Annotated in this window: 21 protein-coding genes; 16 read left to right on the forward strand and 5 right to left on the reverse strand. The window is 60.7% G+C overall.

Going from position 1 to position 18,716, the window contains the following annotated elements:
- On the forward strand, nucleotides 1-179 hold a 179-nt coding region (locus tag F0185_RS19950), incomplete at its 5' end, for an ATP-binding protein (RefSeq protein ID WP_167227363.1).
- A gap of 165 nt (nucleotides 180-344) precedes the next feature.
- Here the strand turns inward: F0185_RS19950 and F0185_RS19955 are convergent.
- Entirely contained in the window at nucleotides 345-1,259 is a 915-nt protein-coding gene (locus F0185_RS19955) for a carboxypeptidase-like regulatory domain-containing protein (protein ID WP_167227365.1), read from the reverse strand.
- A gap of 43 nt (nucleotides 1,260-1,302) precedes the next feature.
- Complete coding sequence (locus tag F0185_RS19960; protein ID WP_167227367.1) at nucleotides 1,303-1,515, reverse strand: hypothetical protein; 213 nt, start codon at nucleotides 1,513-1,515, stop codon at nucleotides 1,303-1,305.
- Here F0185_RS19960 and F0185_RS19965 point away from each other — a divergent pair.
- The 8 genes from F0185_RS19965 to F0185_RS20000 all read left to right on the forward strand — a co-directional run bounded on the left by F0185_RS19965 (nucleotide 1,514) and on the right by F0185_RS20000 (nucleotide 8,641).
- Entirely contained in the window at nucleotides 1,514-1,657 is a 144-nt protein-coding gene (locus F0185_RS19965; protein WP_167227369.1) for a hypothetical protein, read from the forward strand. The genes F0185_RS19960 and F0185_RS19965 overlap by 2 nt on opposite strands.
- Before the next feature lie 1,184 nt (nucleotides 1,658-2,841).
- Entirely contained in the window at nucleotides 2,842-3,669 is an 828-nt protein-coding gene (locus tag F0185_RS19970; RefSeq protein ID WP_167227371.1) for a DcrB-related protein, read from the forward strand.
- A 2-nt stretch (nucleotides 3,670-3,671) separates the two neighbouring features.
- On the forward strand, nucleotides 3,672-5,048 hold the full coding sequence (locus F0185_RS19975) for a PAAR domain-containing protein (RefSeq protein ID WP_167227373.1): 1,377 nt from the start codon (nucleotides 3,672-3,674) through the stop codon (nucleotides 5,046-5,048).
- Nucleotides 5,049-5,050: 2 nt separating this feature from the next.
- The gene (locus tag F0185_RS19980; RefSeq protein WP_167227375.1) at nucleotides 5,051-5,620 is read left to right on the forward strand and encodes a hypothetical protein; all 570 of its coding nucleotides are present in this window, start codon (nucleotides 5,051-5,053) and stop codon (nucleotides 5,618-5,620) included.
- A gap of 89 nt (nucleotides 5,621-5,709) precedes the next feature.
- On the forward strand, nucleotides 5,710-6,537 hold the full coding sequence (locus F0185_RS19985) for a DcrB-related protein (protein WP_167227377.1): 828 nt from the start codon (nucleotides 5,710-5,712) through the stop codon (nucleotides 6,535-6,537).
- A 24-nt stretch (nucleotides 6,538-6,561) separates the two neighbouring features.
- Complete coding sequence (locus F0185_RS19990) at nucleotides 6,562-7,050, forward strand: hypothetical protein (RefSeq protein WP_167227379.1); 489 nt, start codon at nucleotides 6,562-6,564, stop codon at nucleotides 7,048-7,050.
- Between the two features lie 132 nt (nucleotides 7,051-7,182).
- Nucleotides 7,183-7,587 (forward strand): hypothetical protein, encoded by a 405-nt coding sequence (locus tag F0185_RS19995; RefSeq protein WP_167227381.1) that lies wholly within the window; start codon nucleotides 7,183-7,185, stop codon nucleotides 7,585-7,587.
- Nucleotides 7,588-7,729: 142 nt separating this feature from the next.
- Nucleotides 7,730-8,641 carry a hypothetical protein gene (locus F0185_RS20000; protein WP_223164541.1) on the forward strand — a complete coding sequence of 304 codons (912 nt, stop codon included), beginning with the start codon at nucleotides 7,730-7,732 and terminating at the stop codon, nucleotides 8,639-8,641.
- A gap of 190 nt (nucleotides 8,642-8,831) precedes the next feature.
- Here F0185_RS20000 and F0185_RS20005 read toward each other — a convergent pair whose 3' ends face one another.
- Nucleotides 8,832-9,356 (reverse strand): pyridoxamine 5'-phosphate oxidase family protein, encoded by a 525-nt coding sequence (locus F0185_RS20005; RefSeq protein ID WP_167227385.1) that lies wholly within the window; start codon nucleotides 9,354-9,356, stop codon nucleotides 8,832-8,834.
- Nucleotides 9,357-9,504: 148 nt separating this feature from the next.
- On the opposite strand from F0185_RS20005, the gene F0185_RS20010 reads away from it, so the two are divergent.
- The 5 genes from F0185_RS20010 (at nucleotide 9,505) to F0185_RS20030 (ending at nucleotide 14,561) form a co-directional block, all read left to right on the forward strand.
- Nucleotides 9,505-10,191, forward strand: a complete 687-nt coding sequence (locus tag F0185_RS20010; RefSeq protein ID WP_167227387.1) for a class I SAM-dependent methyltransferase — start codon at nucleotides 9,505-9,507, stop codon at nucleotides 10,189-10,191.
- A 103-nt stretch (nucleotides 10,192-10,294) separates the two neighbouring features.
- Nucleotides 10,295-10,597, forward strand: a complete 303-nt coding sequence (locus F0185_RS20015; RefSeq protein ID WP_167227388.1) for a putative quinol monooxygenase — start codon at nucleotides 10,295-10,297, stop codon at nucleotides 10,595-10,597.
- 299 nt (nucleotides 10,598-10,896) lie between these two features.
- Complete coding sequence (gene moaA, locus F0185_RS20020; RefSeq protein ID WP_167227390.1) at nucleotides 10,897-11,871, forward strand: GTP 3',8-cyclase MoaA; 975 nt, start codon at nucleotides 10,897-10,899, stop codon at nucleotides 11,869-11,871.
- Nucleotides 11,872-11,935: 64 nt separating this feature from the next.
- Nucleotides 11,936-13,882, forward strand: a complete 1,947-nt coding sequence (locus F0185_RS20025; RefSeq protein WP_167227392.1) for a type IV pili methyl-accepting chemotaxis transducer N-terminal domain-containing protein — start codon at nucleotides 11,936-11,938, stop codon at nucleotides 13,880-13,882.
- Nucleotides 13,883-13,901: 19 nt separating this feature from the next.
- On the forward strand, nucleotides 13,902-14,561 hold the full coding sequence (locus F0185_RS20030) for a response regulator (RefSeq protein ID WP_166893529.1): 660 nt from the start codon (nucleotides 13,902-13,904) through the stop codon (nucleotides 14,559-14,561).
- Nucleotides 14,562-14,654: 93 nt separating this feature from the next.
- On the opposite strand, the gene F0185_RS20035 is transcribed toward F0185_RS20030, so the two are convergent.
- Complete coding sequence (locus tag F0185_RS20035) at nucleotides 14,655-14,903, reverse strand: heavy-metal-associated domain-containing protein (protein ID WP_167227394.1); 249 nt, start codon at nucleotides 14,901-14,903, stop codon at nucleotides 14,655-14,657.
- A 222-nt stretch (nucleotides 14,904-15,125) separates the two neighbouring features.
- Between F0185_RS20035 and F0185_RS20040 the strand changes: the two genes are divergently transcribed.
- On the forward strand, nucleotides 15,126-16,325 hold the full coding sequence (locus F0185_RS20040; protein ID WP_167227396.1) for an NnrS family protein: 1,200 nt from the start codon (nucleotides 15,126-15,128) through the stop codon (nucleotides 16,323-16,325).
- 171 nt (nucleotides 16,326-16,496) lie between these two features.
- Nucleotides 16,497-16,742, forward strand: a complete 246-nt coding sequence (locus tag F0185_RS20045; RefSeq protein WP_229477105.1) for a hypothetical protein — start codon at nucleotides 16,497-16,499, stop codon at nucleotides 16,740-16,742.
- Here F0185_RS20045 and F0185_RS20050 read toward each other — a convergent pair.
- Entirely contained in the window at nucleotides 16,723-18,432 is a 1,710-nt protein-coding gene (locus tag F0185_RS20050; protein ID WP_167227398.1) for a L,D-transpeptidase family protein, read from the reverse strand. The genes F0185_RS20045 and F0185_RS20050 overlap by 20 nt on opposite strands.
- Between the last annotated feature and the right edge of the window lie 284 nt (nucleotides 18,433-18,716).

Here is an 18,716-nt window from a genome sequence, read left to right on the forward strand (position 1 = left end):
ATCTGCCGTTCGGGCAGTGGGACACGACGTTTGCGCAGGATACGACCTTGACCGCAGCGCTATTGGACCGCTTGCTGCATCACGCGCATATCGTGCCGATCGCGGGCGAAAGCTACAGGCTCAAGCATCAGCGCCAGGCCGGCATGATGCGCGGGAGCGAGGTCACTGAAATTGGCTGAACATGTGATGTGTTCGGTGACGGAGGTGTATCAGTTTTAAATCGCTGGCACTACGAAAACTGTATCAGTTTTAAATCGCCGTTGACATCTGTCACCATCCTGATCGTTATAGATCAGAATTTGACAAGAAAAATCTGGCGAATACTTAGTTCATTGGACGACATGTCAAAGTCTGGTCATTACGAAACTGCCGCTGTGCATGGGAGCGTAATCTCTCTTGATCCAATGGCCGCGGATCGCCCCATCGGTATCAATATGACCGTCAAGGGCAAGACCACCATGCGACAATTGCGGGATAGTTTGAATATGAACTTCGTTGCCATTAAATACAGATCCCGACGCTTCTTTTAACTTATTGGCAAATCCATTGCCATCTGGAAATTCTGATGAGCTGGCTGCACTAGCAATGTTATTGCCGAAAAACGGCCGCAGATCCACTTCGTACTCGCCTGATTCCTGTAAGGTGGAATTTTTAGGAACTTTTTCCCTGAATAGTCGAGTCCAAAAGCTGGTTGAAAAGTGGATTGTCCCGTTGGCACTGTTGGAATTTGCCTGTACAGGCTTTCCCCGCATCAGTTGAAATGAAATTGCCCATTTTCCTTCTAGCCTGCAGCATGGCGGTGCAGAACTCACCATCTCAAACATCACGGGCGTCGTCTTTCCGGCGACGACAGCCATATTCTGCTTGACGCTAATTAAATCATCGCGAGATGCGAAAACTGTAACCATACCCGGCTCCAGGATATTGATTCTAAAATGTCCTGCTTCATCGGTAATGGACCCGAGAGAATTTGCCGCGACCATGACATTTTTCAACGGCCTCCCGGTTGACTTGTCGCGTACCTGTCCTTCTATATTTCCACGCGTGCGAGCGTGCTCCCTATCGCGTATAAGTTGTTGCTGCGCGACATAAGCATCCATTTCTTTGCCCCTTGCGTCCACATCAATTGACTGAGTGGAATTTTGGCTTTTTGCGCTAGGAACCCACCATACCAAAGATAGTGCGATGGACACGGCCAAACACTGGAGCAGACGCCTTTTTGCCGTTGACGCAACAGTTATGGGAGATGTCTTTTTCATAATTTCATTTCATCGATGCAAGTAGTTGAGTGAGCCAGCAAATTCACCAAGCTATAGAACTAACTAACGGGGACCTACCAGTTGAGCTGCAACGTGGCGCGCCAGTCCGAACCGCGGCTGGGCGAGGAGCCGCTTCGTCAACCGCATCGGCAAGCGCGAAGAAGTTGACATGCTGCTCCATCACCTTGAACGCATCACCAAGCTTGTTCACCTTGGCTTCACGTTCGTGTTCGGTAAACAGGCTGGTCTTGATCATGAAATTAGGTCCTCAACAAGGAACAGCTATCATGCCACGGCTGGGTGGTTTTTTCGAAGCCCCCTACAGTCAATCCAAGGAGCTTTTGGATGCACAAAACCAAGTGATTAATGAGGTAATGCGGGGGAAAATAAAATTCTGATAAGATATCGCGCGTGTCTGCTCAAACAACTGCAAAAAATCGAATCTGGCATATTATGAGGGAAAAATGGGGTATTTAACATTGTGCGGTAGTCTATTCTTACTGTCTATCTCTAGCATTGGGATAGATCTTTCAGACGAATTGGTACTGAGAAAGTCTGATCGGCGTGAAATTTGCGGGAGGGAATTGAGCGGGACCCTGTTAATCGATGTTCGAAATAAGTTGTCCATTGGCGAGGTTGCGATCCATGATGGCAGGTATGTGGACGCGATAAAACACTTCAAAGACGGAATTTCGGCGTTGGGTCGCTTGTATCGCAGTGTGAATGTAATTGATGACAGTGGGATGAAATTCGCTCTAGGGAAAAGCAATGAGTTCGACAATGATCTGGAAGGAGCTGCGAACATTTTCCGAGGTGTGCTTGCATCACGAATCAGGATGTATGAGAAAAAATTTAGATGATGAGTGCAAATCCTGAAAAGTACAGTGCCAATTTATTGATGATAGTCGCATCACGTTTCCGGTAGAAAGATTGCGGACAAATTCGAAAACGCGTTCATGCCGCATATTGAAAATATTGGCACTGTAGACGGACTGGATATTCAGCAACTATGAAAAGTGAAAATTTTCTGTTTTGTGATGAGCAATGTGAATTCAAAGATTGTCGGAACCATGTGATATAGTAAGAAATCTGAAGACGTTGACAGTCGTAACGTGCCTGGCGAATAGAATTTCAGTGATCGCCAGGCCGTTGTGGAATACCGGCATCACGGAGTTTGATCACGCTAACTGGTGGTGTTTCAGAGGGCATATAGTTGTTGATGACGTAGCGCTGCGGCTCCGGCTTTTGTTCGCCGCAGAGCGTCGTCACGGCCCATATGGCGGTCGCGGCGCAGATCGAACACGCGCATGTGAAGGCCAATGTCGAGGTGGCGGAGAAGACACAGCATACCCGTCACAGGGCGGATACCGACATCACATCGGAAGTGGCTGGCGGCAGATCGCGCTGAAAGCCGACGACGCCTTGCGATTAATGCGAAAATATCAATGTATGCGGCAGCGCCAGTCCACAAAACGTGACCGCTAGCGCCGTTACCCGTCCGGGAGACTGAGATCACCGTCGCCATGATCGCCGCTGATGGTTACCTCCCAAAAAATGAATCTTGATGAAAGAACCGTGAATAATGCCTTACCACGCTAATTACGCGACCCTTGAGCTGCCGGCGCAGCTCAAGAACAAGACCATGCACATGTTCACCCTGAGCGACGATGGACCGAGCGAGTTCAGCGTGGCCATGTCGCAGGCGGATGCGCAAGGCAACGACTCGCTGATCAACTTCGCGCAACGTCTCGCCGCCGAACTGGAGCAGGCGTTGCCCGCATTTCGCCTGATCAGCACCATCGAGCGGACACTGGACGATACACCCGCCATCGAGCTTTCCTACTGTTGGCACAGCGACGGCAACACGATGCACCAGCGCCAGGCGATCACAATGTTGCCGCGTACCGAAGCGGGAGACGTGCAGGCACTGCTGATCGCCGCAACCTGTCTCAAACCTTTCACTGACGAATGGAATGCCGCCTTCGATGGCATGTTGGGCAGCATCAAGTTGCGCCACAAGATGGCGCCCGTGATCGGTGAGGCCGCCAGTACCGTGCCAGCGCGCGCATCGACCGTGTTTGCGCTGTCCGAGCGCCGCCGTACCCTGCACGCGTTCGCCGACCATGACGAGGCCTGCCGCAAAACCGACGCGCACGAAGTGGAGCACGAGGCCTGGGCTTTCTTCGACGCCGCCGGCACGCCATTGCATCCCAATTTTGTGGCGTCCGATAACGGAACCTCGCGACGCAAGGCCGGCAGCTACGTGCTCGAAAAACGCCCCGAACGTGCCGCGCCAACCCTGCGCGCGCAGTTGTACCAGGCCTCGATGTTCGTGGCCGGGTCGGCAGCCGTGCGCCTGTCCAGCATCGCCGATGTTCAGGCCATGCTCGACCAGTCGGCGGAGGGTTAAGCATGCCTCAAGCAGCACGACTGGGTGATCCGATCGGTCACACGCCACCGGGCGACGGTCCGAAGGCAAGCGGCGGGGGCGACAAGACCGGCAAGATCATCGGACCTTGTTCCGGCAATGTCTTCACCAACGGCATCAAGGCCGCGCGGGCGCACGTCGACGAGACGGTGTGCTCGAAACACAACCAGGCCCCGCCGCCAATTGCGACCGGCAGCCCGAAGGTCTTCATCAACGGTTTGCCGGCGGCCAGGGTGAGCGACAAAATTGCCTGCGGCGCTTTCATTATCGAGGGCTCACCCAATGTGTTCATTGGCGGCGGTGGCGTGCAGACCGATCCGATCATGCCAGAGGGCACTATTTCGCCAGAGGTGGAACTGGCGTTGACGGTGGCGCAGGCCGGGGCTGCCGCCATATTGAAAGTCCCGATCGGCAATCTGCTCGCTTTGATTCCGCGTAAGGCGTTAAGCGATACGCTCGCTTCCGGCTTGTCGAATCTGCCCCAGGCGTTAAAGCCGGATGCGCTGTATGCCATCGGCGGGGGGTACGACCCACAGGATTTGCGCGAAGCGGGGTATCCGGAAGATGCCCGGTTCATTGAGCAGCCAACAGGCAAGGATGGGCGACTGATCGAAGGAACCGGTGCTGCGAAGAAGGACCGGCCTGACTACGACCCGAATGCCCTGAGTCGCCAGACATATCCTTTGGGTAGCGAGGCGGATGAAAAGCTGTCGAAGTTAATGGCGCAAGTCGATAAGAAGGTGCCTAAAAACAACTCGCCAGCATTGATAACGGAGATTCAGACCTCGCTCGGGATGGAAGGTAAAAAAGTCACCGGTTTTCTCGATACCAATACTTATCGCGCTATGCGTGATTGGAAGGTCGACATTGAGGACAAACGAACACGTGGAATTGCAGATACGCTCATGACGCAATCTATTCGTCCCGCACTGAAAGATGTGGGTCTGTCATCAACTTCGATGGAGAATTTGCTGTTGGGTACTGCGATTCATGAGAGCGGCGATTTTCAACATAGAAAACAAGCGCCGGGGCCGGCATTGAGTCTGTTTCAGATTGAGCCGGATACCGCCAATTTCTATATGGAAAAGTTAAAAAAGAGCGATGCGGAAATGTACAAGAAACTAAGTGCTATGGGCTCAGGAAATATGAAAGCCGATTTGGCCGGAAACGACAAGTTTGCAGCAGCGATGGCGGCAGTCATTTACGATGACCGATTAGACAGTCGGAATATGAAGATGCCTGCCGGCGACGATGTCCGTGGATTGGGGGGCGTATGGAAAAAACTTTACAATACGTCGGCTGGAAAAGGAACTGTTGAACAGTACGTTTCCGAATGGAATGACGTGTTTAAGAAGAAATAACTGTGCATAAAATAATCGCTTTGCTGGCTGCCTTGGTAGCCGCTACTCCCGCACTCGGTGCGAAGGACTTGGCTTTCCCTATTATTGAGAGCAAGAAGTTAGTTATTGACGGGAGTGAGTTTGAGCTCGGTTTGTACAGCGCAAATGATAAATCGGCCACTAACTTCGTCTATGCTGTGTACAGGGATGGTTTTCTGCTTAAAATAGGCGCTTTGGATGGCGCGGCGCCGGCTATCGTTCCGGCTGGCAAATTCCAATTGCCGCCGAGTCTTATCGGCATACAATTTATACAGGGCGGACACCAGCGCACGCTGAAGTATTTTTCTTTTCATAGCGATGAAGTCAAAGAGGTCGGCTCAATCGGCACCAACTCTGCATGCATATTTCAAAGGCCAGGAAAGAATGGCGTACTTGAATCTGTTGATGAGGACCGAGGAAACCTTACCCTGACGACGTATAAGGTGGAGGCGGCCAAAATTCGAAAACTCGGATCAACCAAGGTATCGGCTTCGCAGACCGCCGTCGTCACCGATCTATGCGAAAAGCATAATTTGCTTCTCAGATCGCAATAGCCATCGCGATTCCGCATCCTTTATCTGTGCGGGACCATGGAAAATTTATGCGCGGCGCAGTTACATCAAGATGAAAGCCCTATCAAAACATGCCATATCATGCCGATCACGCGATCTTCGAGCTTCCGGCGCAGCTCAAGGACAAGACCATGCACGTGTTCACGCTCGGCGATGAGGGGCCGAGCGAGTTCAGCGTGGTCATGTCGCACGCGGATGCGCAGGGCGACGATTCCCTGGTCAATTTCGCTAACCGCCTCGTGGGCGAACTGGGCAAGGCTTTGCCCGGCTTCCGCCTCATGAGCACCTTGGAGCTGAGCCTGGACAATACGCCAGCCATCGAGCTCGACTACCGCTGGCGTAGCGAAGGCATCATGATGCACCAGCGCCAGGTGATGGCGATGATTCCCGGCGCCGAATCGGGCGCAGTGCAAGCCCTGCTGATCGCTGCAACCTGCCGCAGCGCCTTCACCGACGCATGGAATGACGCCTTCGATGAGATGCTCGATAGCGTGAGGCTGCGCCACAACAATGCCTCCGGGGCCGGCGCGGCGCTCAAGGCGGCGGCGCCCCTCGCATCGACCGTGTTTGCGCTGTCCGAGCGCCGCCGCACCCTGCACGCGTTTGCGGACCACGACGAAGCGTGCCGCAAGATCGATGCGCGCGAAGTGGAACAGGACGCCTGGAGATTCTTCGACGCCGCCGGCACGCCATTGCATCCTGATTTTGTGGTGCCCAATAGCGGCACGTTGTGGCGCAAGGCTGGCAGCTATGTGCTCGAGAGGCGCCCCGAGCGCGCCGCGCCATCGCTGCGCACGCAGCTGTACCAGGCGTCGATGTTTGTGGCGGGGTCGCCGCTGGTGCGCCTGTCCAGCATTGCCGAGGTCCAGGCCATGCTCGCGCAGTCGGCGTCGTGTTAATCCGTCCTCAATCGGGAAGGTAATATGCGCCGCTTTGTTTGTTTTCTCGCTCTTGGCATCTGCGCCGCCGGTATCTGGGTACTCAGGCCGTATCTATTCCTTCCCAGCGGGACCGCGACAATCAGTTGGTGGTATGCCGCTGACACGTTTCAGCAGTGTTCGCGCGATGTTCCTGATGAGCACAGCAACTACTGGATACCAACCGCCGAACACATCGCCGATCTGGAAATGCAGATGGCGGGAGTGATGTCCGAACGCGAGCGCGCCGGTTTGCAAATACCCAATCCCGGTCTGCGCTTCAACGGCCAGTACATCGGCTTTACCCGCAAGGGCGTACGCTATATCTACGGAAATTTCTTCCCCAGTTATGTATCTGAGGTTCGCTGGACGTCGGAATGGTCGCCTTTTGAAAAGCCCATCATTGTGTGCGACGGTGGACGCAATTTCTGGGGAATCGTCTATAACCCGGCAACCACGGAAATAGAGCAGCCGCTATTCAATGGCGCCGGATAGAATCACGTTTTCATGTGGCGCGATCGCCGGCGTACGATATGATGCAAAGACGTTGGCATTCAACTGTAGCCGGATTGTGGGAGGAGGGTGGAAACTGAACGTTCATCATATCGCGCATGCAAGATCACCCGCATGGCGGCCACGCTCCTGCTTTGCGCAGGTATTGTCGGCATCAGCGGGCAAGCCCATGCATTGCAGCCGATACCTAATTTCTTTATCCGCGTGAAAAACGCAACGGCCCATAAGATCGCCATTTGCAGCGCCGATCTCAAGGTGTGCGAAACCATCAATCCCAGTGGCTCCTACGTTGATGCCCGTGCCACCGCACTTCCCAAGGTGGCCGATCTTGGCCCCTGGATAGCGGACACCGTCGTAAAAACATGCAACCGGATTATCCCTGCGCAGACATTAATCAACGCGCCACGCATCGTCGAGGACTGGCGCTCACTCACCATTCACCTGGTGATATCAACGGAAAGTACCGAGCGCGAGTGCGCTGCAACCGCGCGTAGCAATTCATACCCGGCGGTGCGTTGAAATCGGCGGTTCCAATGGCCGGATGCGGGCTGGTCCCGGGCGCCTCAGCATTCGCTGGACACCGGCGCCGCGCGACCTTACACTCGCCGTTGTCACTCATGCATTTCCCGCGCGGGCAATAACCTCACCAAGAAAATCGATCATGCCAATGTCATTTTTTGCGCAAATGCGCCTGTGCACCGGCATCGCGGCGCTGTTTTTGGTCGCGCCATCGCACGCGGCTACCGAATGCCCGCTCCTGAGTACAGCCGAGGTCGCAGCGGCTTTCGCCGATCCCGGCGCGCGCGTGGAATCGGCCGATCCGAGTGGCACCTGCGTCTGGAAACTGTCCGACGACACGACGCTCATTTCCTCGTTTTACAAACACCCCGGTCCCGCTGAAACGAAAGAAGCCTTCGATGCCTGGAAAGTGGGGTACACGGCGGACTTCCCCCGCGCGGGCCGTACGCCGCCGATTGGCAAGGGCGCGTATTTCGGCATGCGGCCGGCATCGCAACACCTCAGCGAGGCAGCCCTGCTGACGACGCAGGGCAACAGCATCCTGATACTGAGCTACATCCGCAACAGCGAGCAAACCGCGCCGGATAAATTGGCCGTGCCGATCCTCGCGCTGGGCAAGCAAGCCATCGCACGCTCCGGCAAAGCCGAGCAATCCTTCGGTCAATGCGAATGGTTCAGCGAAGCCGAAGCGCGCGGCTTTCTCGGAAAAGGAGCGCTGAAAATCCACCGTTCCGGTCCCAACTGGTGCGCCGCATCGGTCGAGGGCAGCCGCGCCTCGCTGGTGGTGCAGGTATCGGACCACGTCATCGATGAAAAACTGGGGCGCGACGCGCCGGGATCGGACATGTGCAAGGTCGTCCTGATGCCGCAATTCGGCGCCCGGGGCGTCGCTGAATATGCCTGCGTCAAACCCATGAATCAGATGATGAAAATCGCGTTCAACGTCAATGACAAGCAGGTGGAAATCAGCGTGCAGCCGCTTGGGCGCGATGCCAACGAAGCCGATTTGAAACCGCTGACCGCGATTGCGCAGCGCGCCTACGAGCGTTTCTGAACTTCTTTTCAAGACAAGCACCCATGCTCGACTGGCTTTTTACTTCACCCACAGTCTGTGGTGGCTGACCCTGCTGCATATCGGCTTGCCGCTGTTCGGCACCATCAGCGTCGTCACGGGCTGTCGCGCTGAAACTCCGGCCGGCGCCAATGGCTGACGCGATGCGCCGCCATTGACCCGCACCGCCGGCTTACACCGCGATGTTGCCTTCAATCGAATCGTCCAGGGTTTTGCCGATCACGGCGCCGACCAGCATTTTCACGCCGGCCACCGCTTTGCCGTGCTTGTTATCCCAGTAGTATCCCTGGCCGGGAGTGATCTTGATCGCCGTGATGCGCGGATCGTCCTCGCCCCCGGTGAACCAGGTTTTCAGGATGAAGTTCCACAGCTCCTTGATCTTGGCCTTGTCGCGCGTGATGGTGGCCACGCCGTCGAGCACCAGGAATTCGGAATTGCTCGAGCCCTGGAAATACAGTTTCACCGCCGGGTCGGCCGCGATCTCTTGATTCTTATGGCTGTCGTCGGCGCTGAGAAACCACAGATTGCCCTGTTCATCGACCTGGCGCACGCTCATCGGCCTGGCGCTGCCTTCCTGCCGGGTGCAGAAGAAACAGGTTTGCGCGCTATCGACCAGGTCCTTCAGTTTTTCGAGCGCCGCGCCGCCGTCCAGATCCTTGTAATTATCTTCCGGCTGGTTCTTGTTAATCGAGTCCATGAATGTCTCCGTGTGAATGTCAATACAATCGATGCTCCCGTCATGGAGCAGGCAGGCCCCATGGTACGTAACAAGCGTGGCGCGCTATGTGGCGCACCTAACTGATCGGACATGACGGCGGGCCAAGGCGGGCGCGGTAAAATCAGGCATGAAACCACTGAGCGACCAAAAGATCATCGATTCATGGATGAAGAACAGCGCGCCATGGACCGACGCCGTGCGCAGCGGCGCCATCGCCAGCCGCACCCTCGCCACCAATCAGGCGATCGTCGACGCGGTGCGCCGCCGCGCGCCGGCGACCGGCATCGATATCGGCTGCGGCGAAGGCTGGCTGGTGCGCGCCCTCGATGGCGTTGCCATGACCGGCGTCGATGTGGTTCCCGCGCTCATCGAGCAGGCGCGCAGGGCGGGCGAGGGCGATTATCGCGTGCTCTCGTACCAGGACATCGCGGCCGGCAAGCTCGCCATGCATGCCGATGTCGCTGTCTGCAACTTTTCCCTGCTTGGAAAGGAGTCGGTCGATGGCCTCGTGCGCGCGGCAACTTCCTTCCTCACTCCCGGCGGCGCGCTGATCGTCCAGACCATCCACCCGCTCGCCGCCGGGGCCGCGGCCGATTACCGCGACGGCTGGCGCGCGGGCAGCTGGGCCGGCTTCAGCGACGCGTTTTCCGATCCCGCGCCCTGGTACTTCCGCACCCTCGCGAGCTGGCTCAGCCTGTTCAGGGAAAGCGGGCTGACCCTGGTCGACCTGCGCGAGCCGGCCCATCCGGAAAGCGGCGTGCCTCTCTCGCTGATCCTGGTCGGCGAAAACAGGCGCCCGCCAGCGGCGTTATAGAAAGACACTTATAATTCGGAAAGATTGCCGAAGTTTCAACTGTGCTCGCACATCGATAACCCGCCGTCCATCTGACCTTTTTAACGTATCCCACGGAGCACACATGCTGGTTTTTTCCGCAACATTCACCGCCAAACCGGGCGCCGCGCAGGCCGTGATCGACCTCGTCGCCACCCTGATCGAGCCCTCGCGCGCCGAGCCTGGTTGCATCCGCTACGACTTCCTGCAATCGCCGTACACGCCCAACAAATTCGTCTTCTTCGAATTGTGGAAAAGCCAGGCCGATCTCGATGCCCACTTCCAGGAGCCGCATTTCCTGGCCTTCGCCGAGCGCCTGCCCGCGCTGACCGAGGGCAGCTTCGAAAAAGTCGCCTATGAAACGGATGGCCCGAAGCCAGCCGCCTGAATCGGGCAAGCCTCCCACTCGCACGCCGGTGCGACACCGCAATCATCCGCGACTGGCGCGCGCTGAGCAGGGGGGGCTAGCGTCAAGTCCCATCCGGTCATTCCCTGATGCCAGCATGGATGAACCCGTTTCAATCGGTGGGACGGCAGCGCGCCGCGGCGCTTCTTGCGCCCGCGCGGCGCAAGAAACCGCGCCCCCTAGTCCTTAATGACTAGCCCGCCTAGCCCGTCATGGGCACATTCAAACCGCTCCCGTCCCGCTACAATCGGCCTGTCATCAATTATCAGGGGAGCAGGGCCATGTTGCGCGACCGGTATGGGCGATCAATCGAATACCTGCGCCTGTCGGTGACCGACCGCTGCGACTTGCGCTGCAGCTATTGCATCCCCAAAGGCTTCAAGGGCTTCGAGGAGCCGGCGCACTGGCTCACCTTCGATGAAATCGAACGCCTGGTGGCCGCTTTCGCCCGCCTCGGCACGCGCCGCCTGCGCCTGACCGGCGGCGAGCCGCTGCTGCGCCGTCACCTGGCCGAACTGGCCGGACGCCTCTCCAGCCTGCCCGGCATCGACGACTTGTCGCTCTCGACCAACGCCACCCGCCTGGCGCACCACGCCGATGCCCTGCGCGCGGCCGGCGTTTCGCGTATCAACGTCAGCCTCGATTCGCTCGACCGCGCCTGCATGCAGCAGATCACCGGGCGCGACAGCCTCGGCATGATCCTCGACGGCATCATGGCCGGCAAGGCGGCCGGCTTCGATCCGATCAAGATCAATATGGTGGCCCTGCGCGGCGTCAACGAGCACCAGATCGACGCCATGGTCGCCTTTTGCATCGAGCACCAGTTCGTGCTGCGCCTGATCGAAGCGATGCCCATGGGCGCCACCGGGCGCGACGCCACCTGGCTCGACCTGGGGCCGATCGAACGCCACCTGCGCCGTCATTTCGGCCTGGTCCACCAGCCCGATACGCTCGGCGGCGGGCCGGCGCGCTACCTGGCCACGCCGGACGGACGCACCAGCGTCGGCTTCATCACGCCCATGTCGCAGCATTTTTGCGCCGACTGCAACCGCGTGCGCCTGTCGGTCGACGGCACCCTGTATCTGTGCCTTGGACAGGAAGACAAGGTCGAGCTGCGCCCCTTGTTGCGCGGCGGCGCCAGCGATGCCGAGCTGGAACAGGCGATCCGGGCCGCCATCGAACTCAAACCCGAAAAGCACGAATTCCGTGAGCAACCGGACAAAATCATCCGCTTCATGTCGCAAACCGGCGGATGAGCGGCAGCGCGGCGTTACCGATTAGCAACGCGGCAGCGTATCATGGCGTCAGCAAGGAGAACGCATGCCCCTGAATACCCAGATTCCCTCCCGTCAAAAACTATCCGCCAAGATTGTCGGCGCACTGCTCGGCTTCCTGGCGCTGGCCCTGTGCGCCATTGGCGTGACCCTGTACCTGTCCTGGCAGCTCGAAGGCAGCGCCGCCGCCATCAACGATACCGGCAGCTTGCGCATGAGCAGTTACCGGCTGGCGATCCTGCTGGCGCAACCGGACGCGGGCGACACTGCCGGCACGGCCCCGCGCCAGGCCGGCGCCGCCCGCCAGATGGCCCAGATCGACGCCACCCTGGCGCAATTGCGCCAGGGCGACCCGCAGCGCCCCTTGTTCCTGCCGCCGACCCGCGCCATCGTCGGCGAGTTCGTTCACATCAACACCGACTGGCAGCGCGAGCTGCGTCCCGCCGCCAGTGCGCTGGCGGCCGGGCAGGGCGCCGACGCGGACGCGCTGCGGCGCTACCTTGTGCGCACCGACGTGTTCGTCGAGCGCGTCAACGCGCTGGTCCAGCTGATCGAGCGCGACAGCGAAACGCGCACCTTCTGGCTGCGCGCCTCGCAGTTGGCCCTGCTGGCCCTGGCCATGGTCGGCACCGTCAGCCTGATCTACCTCATGTTCAGCCTGATCATCGAACCGGTCACGCGCCTGCACGACGGCTTGCACCGCATGAAGGACAAGGATTTCGAAGTGCGCCTGGCGGTCGACAGCGTCGATGAATTCGGCCAGCTGGCGCAAGGCTTCAACCAGATGGCCGACCGCCTGCAAGCGCTGTACGGCAACCTGGAAAGCCTGGTGCACACCAAGACCGCCGCGCTGGAACACAACAACCGCGAGCTGGCCTTGCTGTACGACAGTGCCGCCTTCCTGCAGCGCCCGCAGCCGGTGGAACCCCTGTGCGAAGGCTTTTTGCAGCGCATCAGCGATTACTTCCAGGCCGACGGCGGCTCGGTGCGCGTGCTCGACGCCGGGCGCGACAATCTGCACATGGTGGTCCACCACGGCTTGTCGAAGCGCCTGGTCGAGCGCGAACACTGCATCAAGGTCGGCGATTGCCTGTGCGGCGAAGCGGTCCAGAAAAAAGTCACGGTGATCCACGACTTGCGCAAGCTCGACAAGGGCTACGAACTCGAATGCCACCGCGAAGGCTTCGTCACGGTCTCGGTATTTCACATGTATGCGCACCAGCAGCACCTGGGCTTTTTCAACCTGCATTTCCGCACGCCGCGCGAACTCGACGCGCGCGAAAAGGGTTTGCTTGAAACGCTGGGCCAGTTGCTCGGCACCGCCATCGAAAACCTGCGCCTGGGCGCGCGCGAACGCGAAATGGCGGTCTCCGAAGAGCGCAACCTGGTGGCCCAGGGCTTGCATGACAGCATCGCCCAAGGGCTCAACTTCCTCAACCTGCAAGTCCAGATGCTCGACCAATCCGTGCGCGACGGCAAGCTGGACGACGTGGCCGAAATCATCCCGGCCCTGCGCGCCGGCGTGCAGGAAAGCTATGAAGACGTGCGCGAACTGCTGCACAACTTCCGCAGCCGCCTGGCCGAGGGCAACCTGATCGCCGCGCTGGAAACCACGGTCGACAAATTCCGCCGCCAGACCGGCATCGTCGCCGAGCTGGTGGCCGACGTCGACGGCGCCCCCTTCCCGCGCGAGCAGCAATTGCAACTGCTGTTCATCGTGCAGGAGGCGCTGTCGAACGTGCGCAAGCATGCGGACGCGAGCCAGGTCACGGTGCGCCTGCAGGACAGTCACGATTTTTTACTGAGCATCGAAGACAACGGCGCCGGCTTCGATCCGGCCCTGCTCGAAGGTCGCGGCGACAGCCACGTCGGCATCCACATCATGCGCGAGCGCGCCCAGCGCATCGAAGCGACGCTGGCCGTCAGCTCGCAGCCCGGCGTCGGCACCACCATCGCCTTGACCCTGCCGCAGGCGCATCGCCGCGCCGCCTGATTATCAAATGGAGAACCCCATGGACACCCCCGACCAACCGATCCGCGTACTGCTGGTGGACGACCACAGCCTGTTTCGCAGCGGCATCCGCTCGCTGCTTCAGCGCCATGCCGAATTCGCCGTCGTCGGCGAGGCGGCCGATGGCGTCGAAGGCATCAAGCGCGCGCGCCAGTTGCAGCCCGACGTGGTGCTGCTGGACCTGAACATGCCCGGCATGTCCGGCGTCGAAACCTTGCAGCTGATGCAGCAGGATTGCCCGGACGCGGCGATCGTCATGCTCACCGTGTCGGAAGAGGCGCAAGACCTGGGCACGGCCCTGCGTGCCGGCGCCAGCGGTTACCTGATCAAGAATATCGATACCGACTACCTGCTGCGCGCGATCCGCCGCGCCGCCGCCGGCGAGACCGTGGTGGCCGAAGCGATGACCGGCAAGCTGGTGGCGCAGTTGCAAGCCGGCACGGCGGCCGAAGCGCCCGCGTCCGAGCTCGACAAGCTGACCCCGCGCGAGCGCGAAATCCTCGACAGCCTGGCGCGCGGCGAGAGCAACAAATGCATCGCCCGCAACCTCGACCTGGCCGAAAGCACGGTCAAGATCCACGTCCAGAACGTGCTCAAGAAACTCAAGCTGGCCAGCCGCGTGCAGGCCGCCGTATTCGCCGTCGAACATCGCATGAAATAGGCGCGGCAGCCGGAGGCCGCGAACAGGCTGCCGCGCGGTACGCCCGCGACACGCAGCCGGTCAAGCAGGCGCCGGCCTGACCGGAGCCCGGATCTAGCCGCCGCCGCAGCCGCCGCAACATCCGCCGCTGGCCGGCGGCGCCACCGTAAAGCCGGCGGCGAACAAGGCATCGCGCAACTGTTCGGCCGAGGCGCGCGCCTCGTCGAAGCCGACCCGCGCGCGGCCGGTGGCCAGGGTCAGGTGCACGGTTTCGACGCCGGTCACAGCTTCGAGCGCCTGGGCGACGGCCAGCGCCACGGTCTGGTTCTGCATGGCGGGAATGGTCAGTAAGGCGGTTTGCATACGTTCTCCAATGATTGACGTGGGTTGATGCGAACAGCCTAAAGCGCCGCTTGGCCGCCGTCCAGAAGCCCGTGCGATTTGTTCGAAAAGCATAACCTGCATCAAGAATGCCCCACTCAGGCGGCGCCATGCCCGATCCGCCCTCAAAACGCGCGCGATAGCCATTGCCCGGCGCGGCGCCTTTAAGTAGTATATTGAATATATCTTTAAAGGATGGATGAAATGAGTCTGCTGACAATCGACGAGCCGGCCGCGCCGGTCCACCACGCGCCGTGGAGCGCGCAGCACCCCGTGTGGGCGCTTGGCTTCCGGCCTTTTTACATCCTGACGGCGGCCTTCGCGGCGCTCGCCGTGCCCTTGTGGCTGGCGCAATACCTGGGCTGGCTGAATTGGACGCACGTCGGCCTCGGCTGGCATGCGCACGAGATGGTGTACGGCATGGCGATCGCCGTGATTATCGGCTTCCTGTTCACGGCCGGGCGCGCCTGGACCAATCTGCCGACCCCGCGCGGCGTCCACCTGGCCGCGTTGGCCGGCGTGTGGCTGGCCGGACGCGGCGCCATGCTGGCCGCGCCGCCGCTGGCCGCCGCCGTGGTCGACCTGCTGTTCCTGCCGCTGGCCGCCTGGCCCCTGTACCGCGTGCTCAAGCAATCGGGCAACAAGCGCAACCTGTTCCTGGTGTTCCTGCTCGGTTTGCTGACCCTGGCCAACGCGCTGTTCCATGGCGCCACCTTGGGCTGGGTCGCCATGTCGCCCCTGACGCCCGTGCATGCCGCGATCCTGGTGATCGTGCTCATCGAAGCGGTGATCGGCGGCAGGGTCATTCCCATGTTCACCACCAATGGAGCGCCCGGCAGCAAGCCAGTGGTGCGGCCGCGCTACGACAAGGTGGCGCTGGGGCTGACGGTGGCCGCCAGCGCGGCCTACGTGCTGCCGCTGCCGGGCGCGATCGCCGCCGCCCTGATGATGGCGGCCGCCTGCGCTGTGCTGCTGCGCCTGGTTGGCTGGCAGCCGCAGCGCACCTTGCACGTGCCGCTGCTGTGGATTCTGCACCTCGGCTACGCCTGGATTGCGCTCGGCTTTGCGCTGTTGTCGCTGGCCGCGCTTGGCTTCGGGACGGCCAGCGCCGGCTTCCACGCGCTGGCGGTCGGCTCGATGGCAGGGCTGATCATCGGCATGATGACCCGCACCACGCTTGGCCACACGGGCCGCATGCTCAAGGCCGGGCGCTACGAGCCCGCCATGTACCTGCTGATCCAGGCCGGCGCCGTGCTGCGCGTGCTGGCGCAGTTCATTCCCTTTGCGTGGCGCGATGGCGCGCTGCTGGCGTCGGGCCTGTGCTGGAGCCTGTCGTTCCTGCTGTTTTTGCTGGTGTACACGCCGTATCTGTGGCGCGCCCGCATCGATGGGCGCGAGGGCTGAGGCGAGATGGTAGGATAGCGTCCGTGGCACGCTTAGGGCATTCCGGCAGCTCCACTGCATCGTTCCCTCAGCCCCACTGCGTCGTTCCCGCAGTCCCGCTACGTCGTTCCCGCCTGCGCGCGAACGACGGTGGTGGTCTACATCTCAACCAACTGAAGTGATCAAGAAAAAATGACAACCGTATTTGCGATGCCCGTGTTCGATGCTACGGTCATCTTTGAAGGAAATGAATTGTTCAAGGGAAAAGGTTCGGCCAGCATGTGGGCCGAAAAACTCGCCGCCGAGATTGGCGGCGAGGTTGGTGTGCAGAAAATCGGCACCGGCTGGGTCATCACCGGCCGCGTCGATGGCGACGACTGCCAGTGGGGCATCCACGGGCAGCGCCTCAAGCGCGTGGTTAGTGCGCCTGCGCAATAGCGTCGCTACGGACCTTTAACAGCTTCTCCAGCGCCGGATCGCGTTTGTACACGTCTTCCGGAAACAAGGCCAGCCCTTCGCGGTCTGTCACGGCCGTCGAATAGAACAGCACAACCGGAATCGGCGTCTTGATGCCGACGGTTTTCATCGGCGCCGGCTTCATCAGCGCGTCGATCGCGGCCGGGGTCATCTGCGGCTGGTCGCCGAACACGAACTTGGCCAGCCCCAGCGGGTTTTCGACCCGGATGCAACCGTGGCTCAGGTCGCGCCGGCCGCGCTTGAACAAGCCTTGCGCCGAGGTCGAGTGCAGATAGATATTATCCGAGTTCGGCATGGCGAATTTCACCGCGCCAAGCGCATTGCGCGGCCCCGGCCGCTGGCGCACGCGGTACTGGCCGGCGCGCAGTCCGTCCAGCACGTCGGCGTCGACCGTCGACACCGGCGCGCCGCCGCCGAGCGGCACCAATTCCATTTCGTTCTTGCTCAGGTAGCCCGGATCGCGCGCCAGCTTGGGAATGATTTCGCCTTTTTCGATACTGCGCGGCACGTTCCAGTACGGATTGAATTCCACGTAGCGCATCGAGCCGACGAACAGCGGGGTCGGCGTTTTGGCCGACGCGCCGACGATCACGCGCATTTCGATCAGCGGGTTCTTGGCGCCCGGACCCAGTTCCAGCGCCCACAGGCGGAACGAGGGCAGGTTGACGGCGATCAGGCGCCCGTCCGGAAAGTCGGGCAGCCAGCGCAGCCGCTCCAGGCCCAGTTCGAGCTGGCGCACGCGCTTCGTCAGCGGCACGTTCAGCGCCGCCAGGGTGCCGGCCCCGATCACGCCATCGTCATTGAGCGCGTGGCGCGACTGGAAGCGCTTGACGCCTTCGGCCAGCGCCTCGGTGTAGATACCGGCCTTGGCGGGCGGCTCGGCCGCTGCGCTGGCGCTCAGGTCGCCCAACTGGACCAGGCGCGCGCGCAGGGTCGCCACGCCGGCGTACGGCGCGCCCGGTTCGAGCTTCTTGACGCCGTCGGGCAGGGCCGGTAGCGCCGCGAACGGCTGCTCGGCCAGCTTGCGGTAGGTTGCCAGGGTCGCCATCACGCGCCGGTACAGCGGAATGCGCGGTTCGGACGCGGCCACCGCCTGGTCCAGCCGCTGGCTCAGCAGCGCGGCGCGCAGTTGCTCGACCGGATCGGTCTTGGTCAGGCGCGGATCGGGCAGGGTGGTGTGGTATTCGGACTTGACCCGGCCCACGCGCAGGTCGGCCAGGTAATGCAGCATGGCTTGGGTCATGCCGGCGTCGAAGCGGGCGCTGGTGCGCTGGGCCGGATCGGCCAGCTGGCGCGCCAAGCCATCGACGTTGTACTCGGCCGGCGCGAGGCCATGCACGCCGGCGTTTTGCAGCAGCGAGAGGGCGGCGCTGGCCTGCTTGTAGCCGCGGTCCTGCCACGCCGGCGCGTAGGCGCGCGCGACGTAGAAGCGGGCCAGCCAGTCGCGTTCGTCATATGGGCGCGAACCGCGCGTCGGCACCGCCGCCGCGCTGATCGCCAAGGTGCGCAGCTCGGCCGCGATGCCCGCCGCCGGGGCGCCGAGCGCCGCGACCGCGGCCGGCGCGGCCGCGCTGGCCGCACCTTGGGGAAGCCAGACCACAAGCGCCAGCGCAATGGCGCTAAGACGGAAGCTTCGTTTGCCGACGATCATTTAAGTTTCCAGACAGTAAAAATCTGACCATCTTAAACGAAGCGCTCGGGAATAACATGACGGTTGTCAAAAAAGTTATAAAAATGGTAGCGCCAGCGCAACAACCTGTCGTTGAACGCCAGCGTCGGACGGTATTCGGCGCTAACGCCACGGCGTGTGCGGCCCGAGATAGCGGGCTGACGTCCATTTTGCCACGGCCGCCGTGTCGGCTGGCGGTGCGATGGTGAAGGCATCGTGATTGCGGGTAAAACATTATCGCAACGGCATTTAGTTGTCGTCCAGAC

Source organism: Massilia rubra (genome assembly GCF_011682065.1).
Taxonomy (GTDB): Bacteria; Pseudomonadota; Gammaproteobacteria; order Burkholderiales; family Burkholderiaceae_D; genus Telluria_A; species Telluria_A rubra.

Excerpts from the sequence above, each read along its gene's own strand:
- F0185_RS20000 (WP_223164541.1), top strand. The coding sequence starts at position 7,730 with ATGCCAATGTCATTTTTTGCGCAAATGCGCCTGTGCACCGGCATCGCG.
- F0185_RS20050 (WP_167227398.1), bottom strand. The coding sequence starts at position 18,432 with ATGATCGTCGGCAAACGAAGCTTCCGTCTTAGCGCCATTGCGCTGGCG.
- F0185_RS20035 (WP_167227394.1), bottom strand. The coding sequence starts at position 14,903 with ATGCAAACCGCCTTACTGACCATTCCCGCCATGCAGAACCAGACCGTG.
- F0185_RS19990 (WP_167227379.1), top strand. The coding sequence starts at position 6,562 with ATGCGCCGCTTTGTTTGTTTTCTCGCTCTTGGCATCTGCGCCGCCGGT.
- F0185_RS20025 (WP_167227392.1), top strand. The coding sequence starts at position 11,936 with ATGCCCCTGAATACCCAGATTCCCTCCCGTCAAAAACTATCCGCCAAG.
- F0185_RS20010 (WP_167227387.1), top strand. The coding sequence starts at position 9,505 with ATGAAACCACTGAGCGACCAAAAGATCATCGATTCATGGATGAAGAAC.
- F0185_RS19960 (WP_167227367.1), bottom strand. The coding sequence starts at position 1,515 with ATGATCAAGACCAGCCTGTTTACCGAACACGAACGTGAAGCCAAGGTG.
- F0185_RS19970 (WP_167227371.1), top strand. The coding sequence starts at position 2,842 with ATGCCTTACCACGCTAATTACGCGACCCTTGAGCTGCCGGCGCAGCTC.
- F0185_RS20040 (WP_167227396.1), top strand. The coding sequence starts at position 15,126 with ATGAGTCTGCTGACAATCGACGAGCCGGCCGCGCCGGTCCACCACGCG.
- F0185_RS20005 (WP_167227385.1), bottom strand. The coding sequence starts at position 9,356 with ATGGACTCGATTAACAAGAACCAGCCGGAAGATAATTACAAGGATCTG.
- F0185_RS20045 (WP_229477105.1), top strand. The coding sequence starts at position 16,497 with ATGACAACCGTATTTGCGATGCCCGTGTTCGATGCTACGGTCATCTTT.
- F0185_RS19965 (WP_167227369.1), top strand. The coding sequence starts at position 1,514 with ATGAAATTAGGTCCTCAACAAGGAACAGCTATCATGCCACGGCTGGGT.
- F0185_RS20030 (WP_166893529.1), top strand. The coding sequence starts at position 13,902 with ATGGACACCCCCGACCAACCGATCCGCGTACTGCTGGTGGACGACCAC.
- F0185_RS19985 (WP_167227377.1), top strand. The coding sequence starts at position 5,710 with ATGCCATATCATGCCGATCACGCGATCTTCGAGCTTCCGGCGCAGCTC.
- moaA (WP_167227390.1), top strand. The coding sequence starts at position 10,897 with ATGTTGCGCGACCGGTATGGGCGATCAATCGAATACCTGCGCCTGTCG.
- F0185_RS19995 (WP_167227381.1), top strand. The coding sequence starts at position 7,183 with ATGGCGGCCACGCTCCTGCTTTGCGCAGGTATTGTCGGCATCAGCGGG.
- F0185_RS19955 (WP_167227365.1), bottom strand. The coding sequence starts at position 1,259 with ATGAAAAAGACATCTCCCATAACTGTTGCGTCAACGGCAAAAAGGCGT.
- F0185_RS19975 (WP_167227373.1), top strand. The coding sequence starts at position 3,672 with ATGCCTCAAGCAGCACGACTGGGTGATCCGATCGGTCACACGCCACCG.
- F0185_RS20015 (WP_167227388.1), top strand. The coding sequence starts at position 10,295 with ATGCTGGTTTTTTCCGCAACATTCACCGCCAAACCGGGCGCCGCGCAG.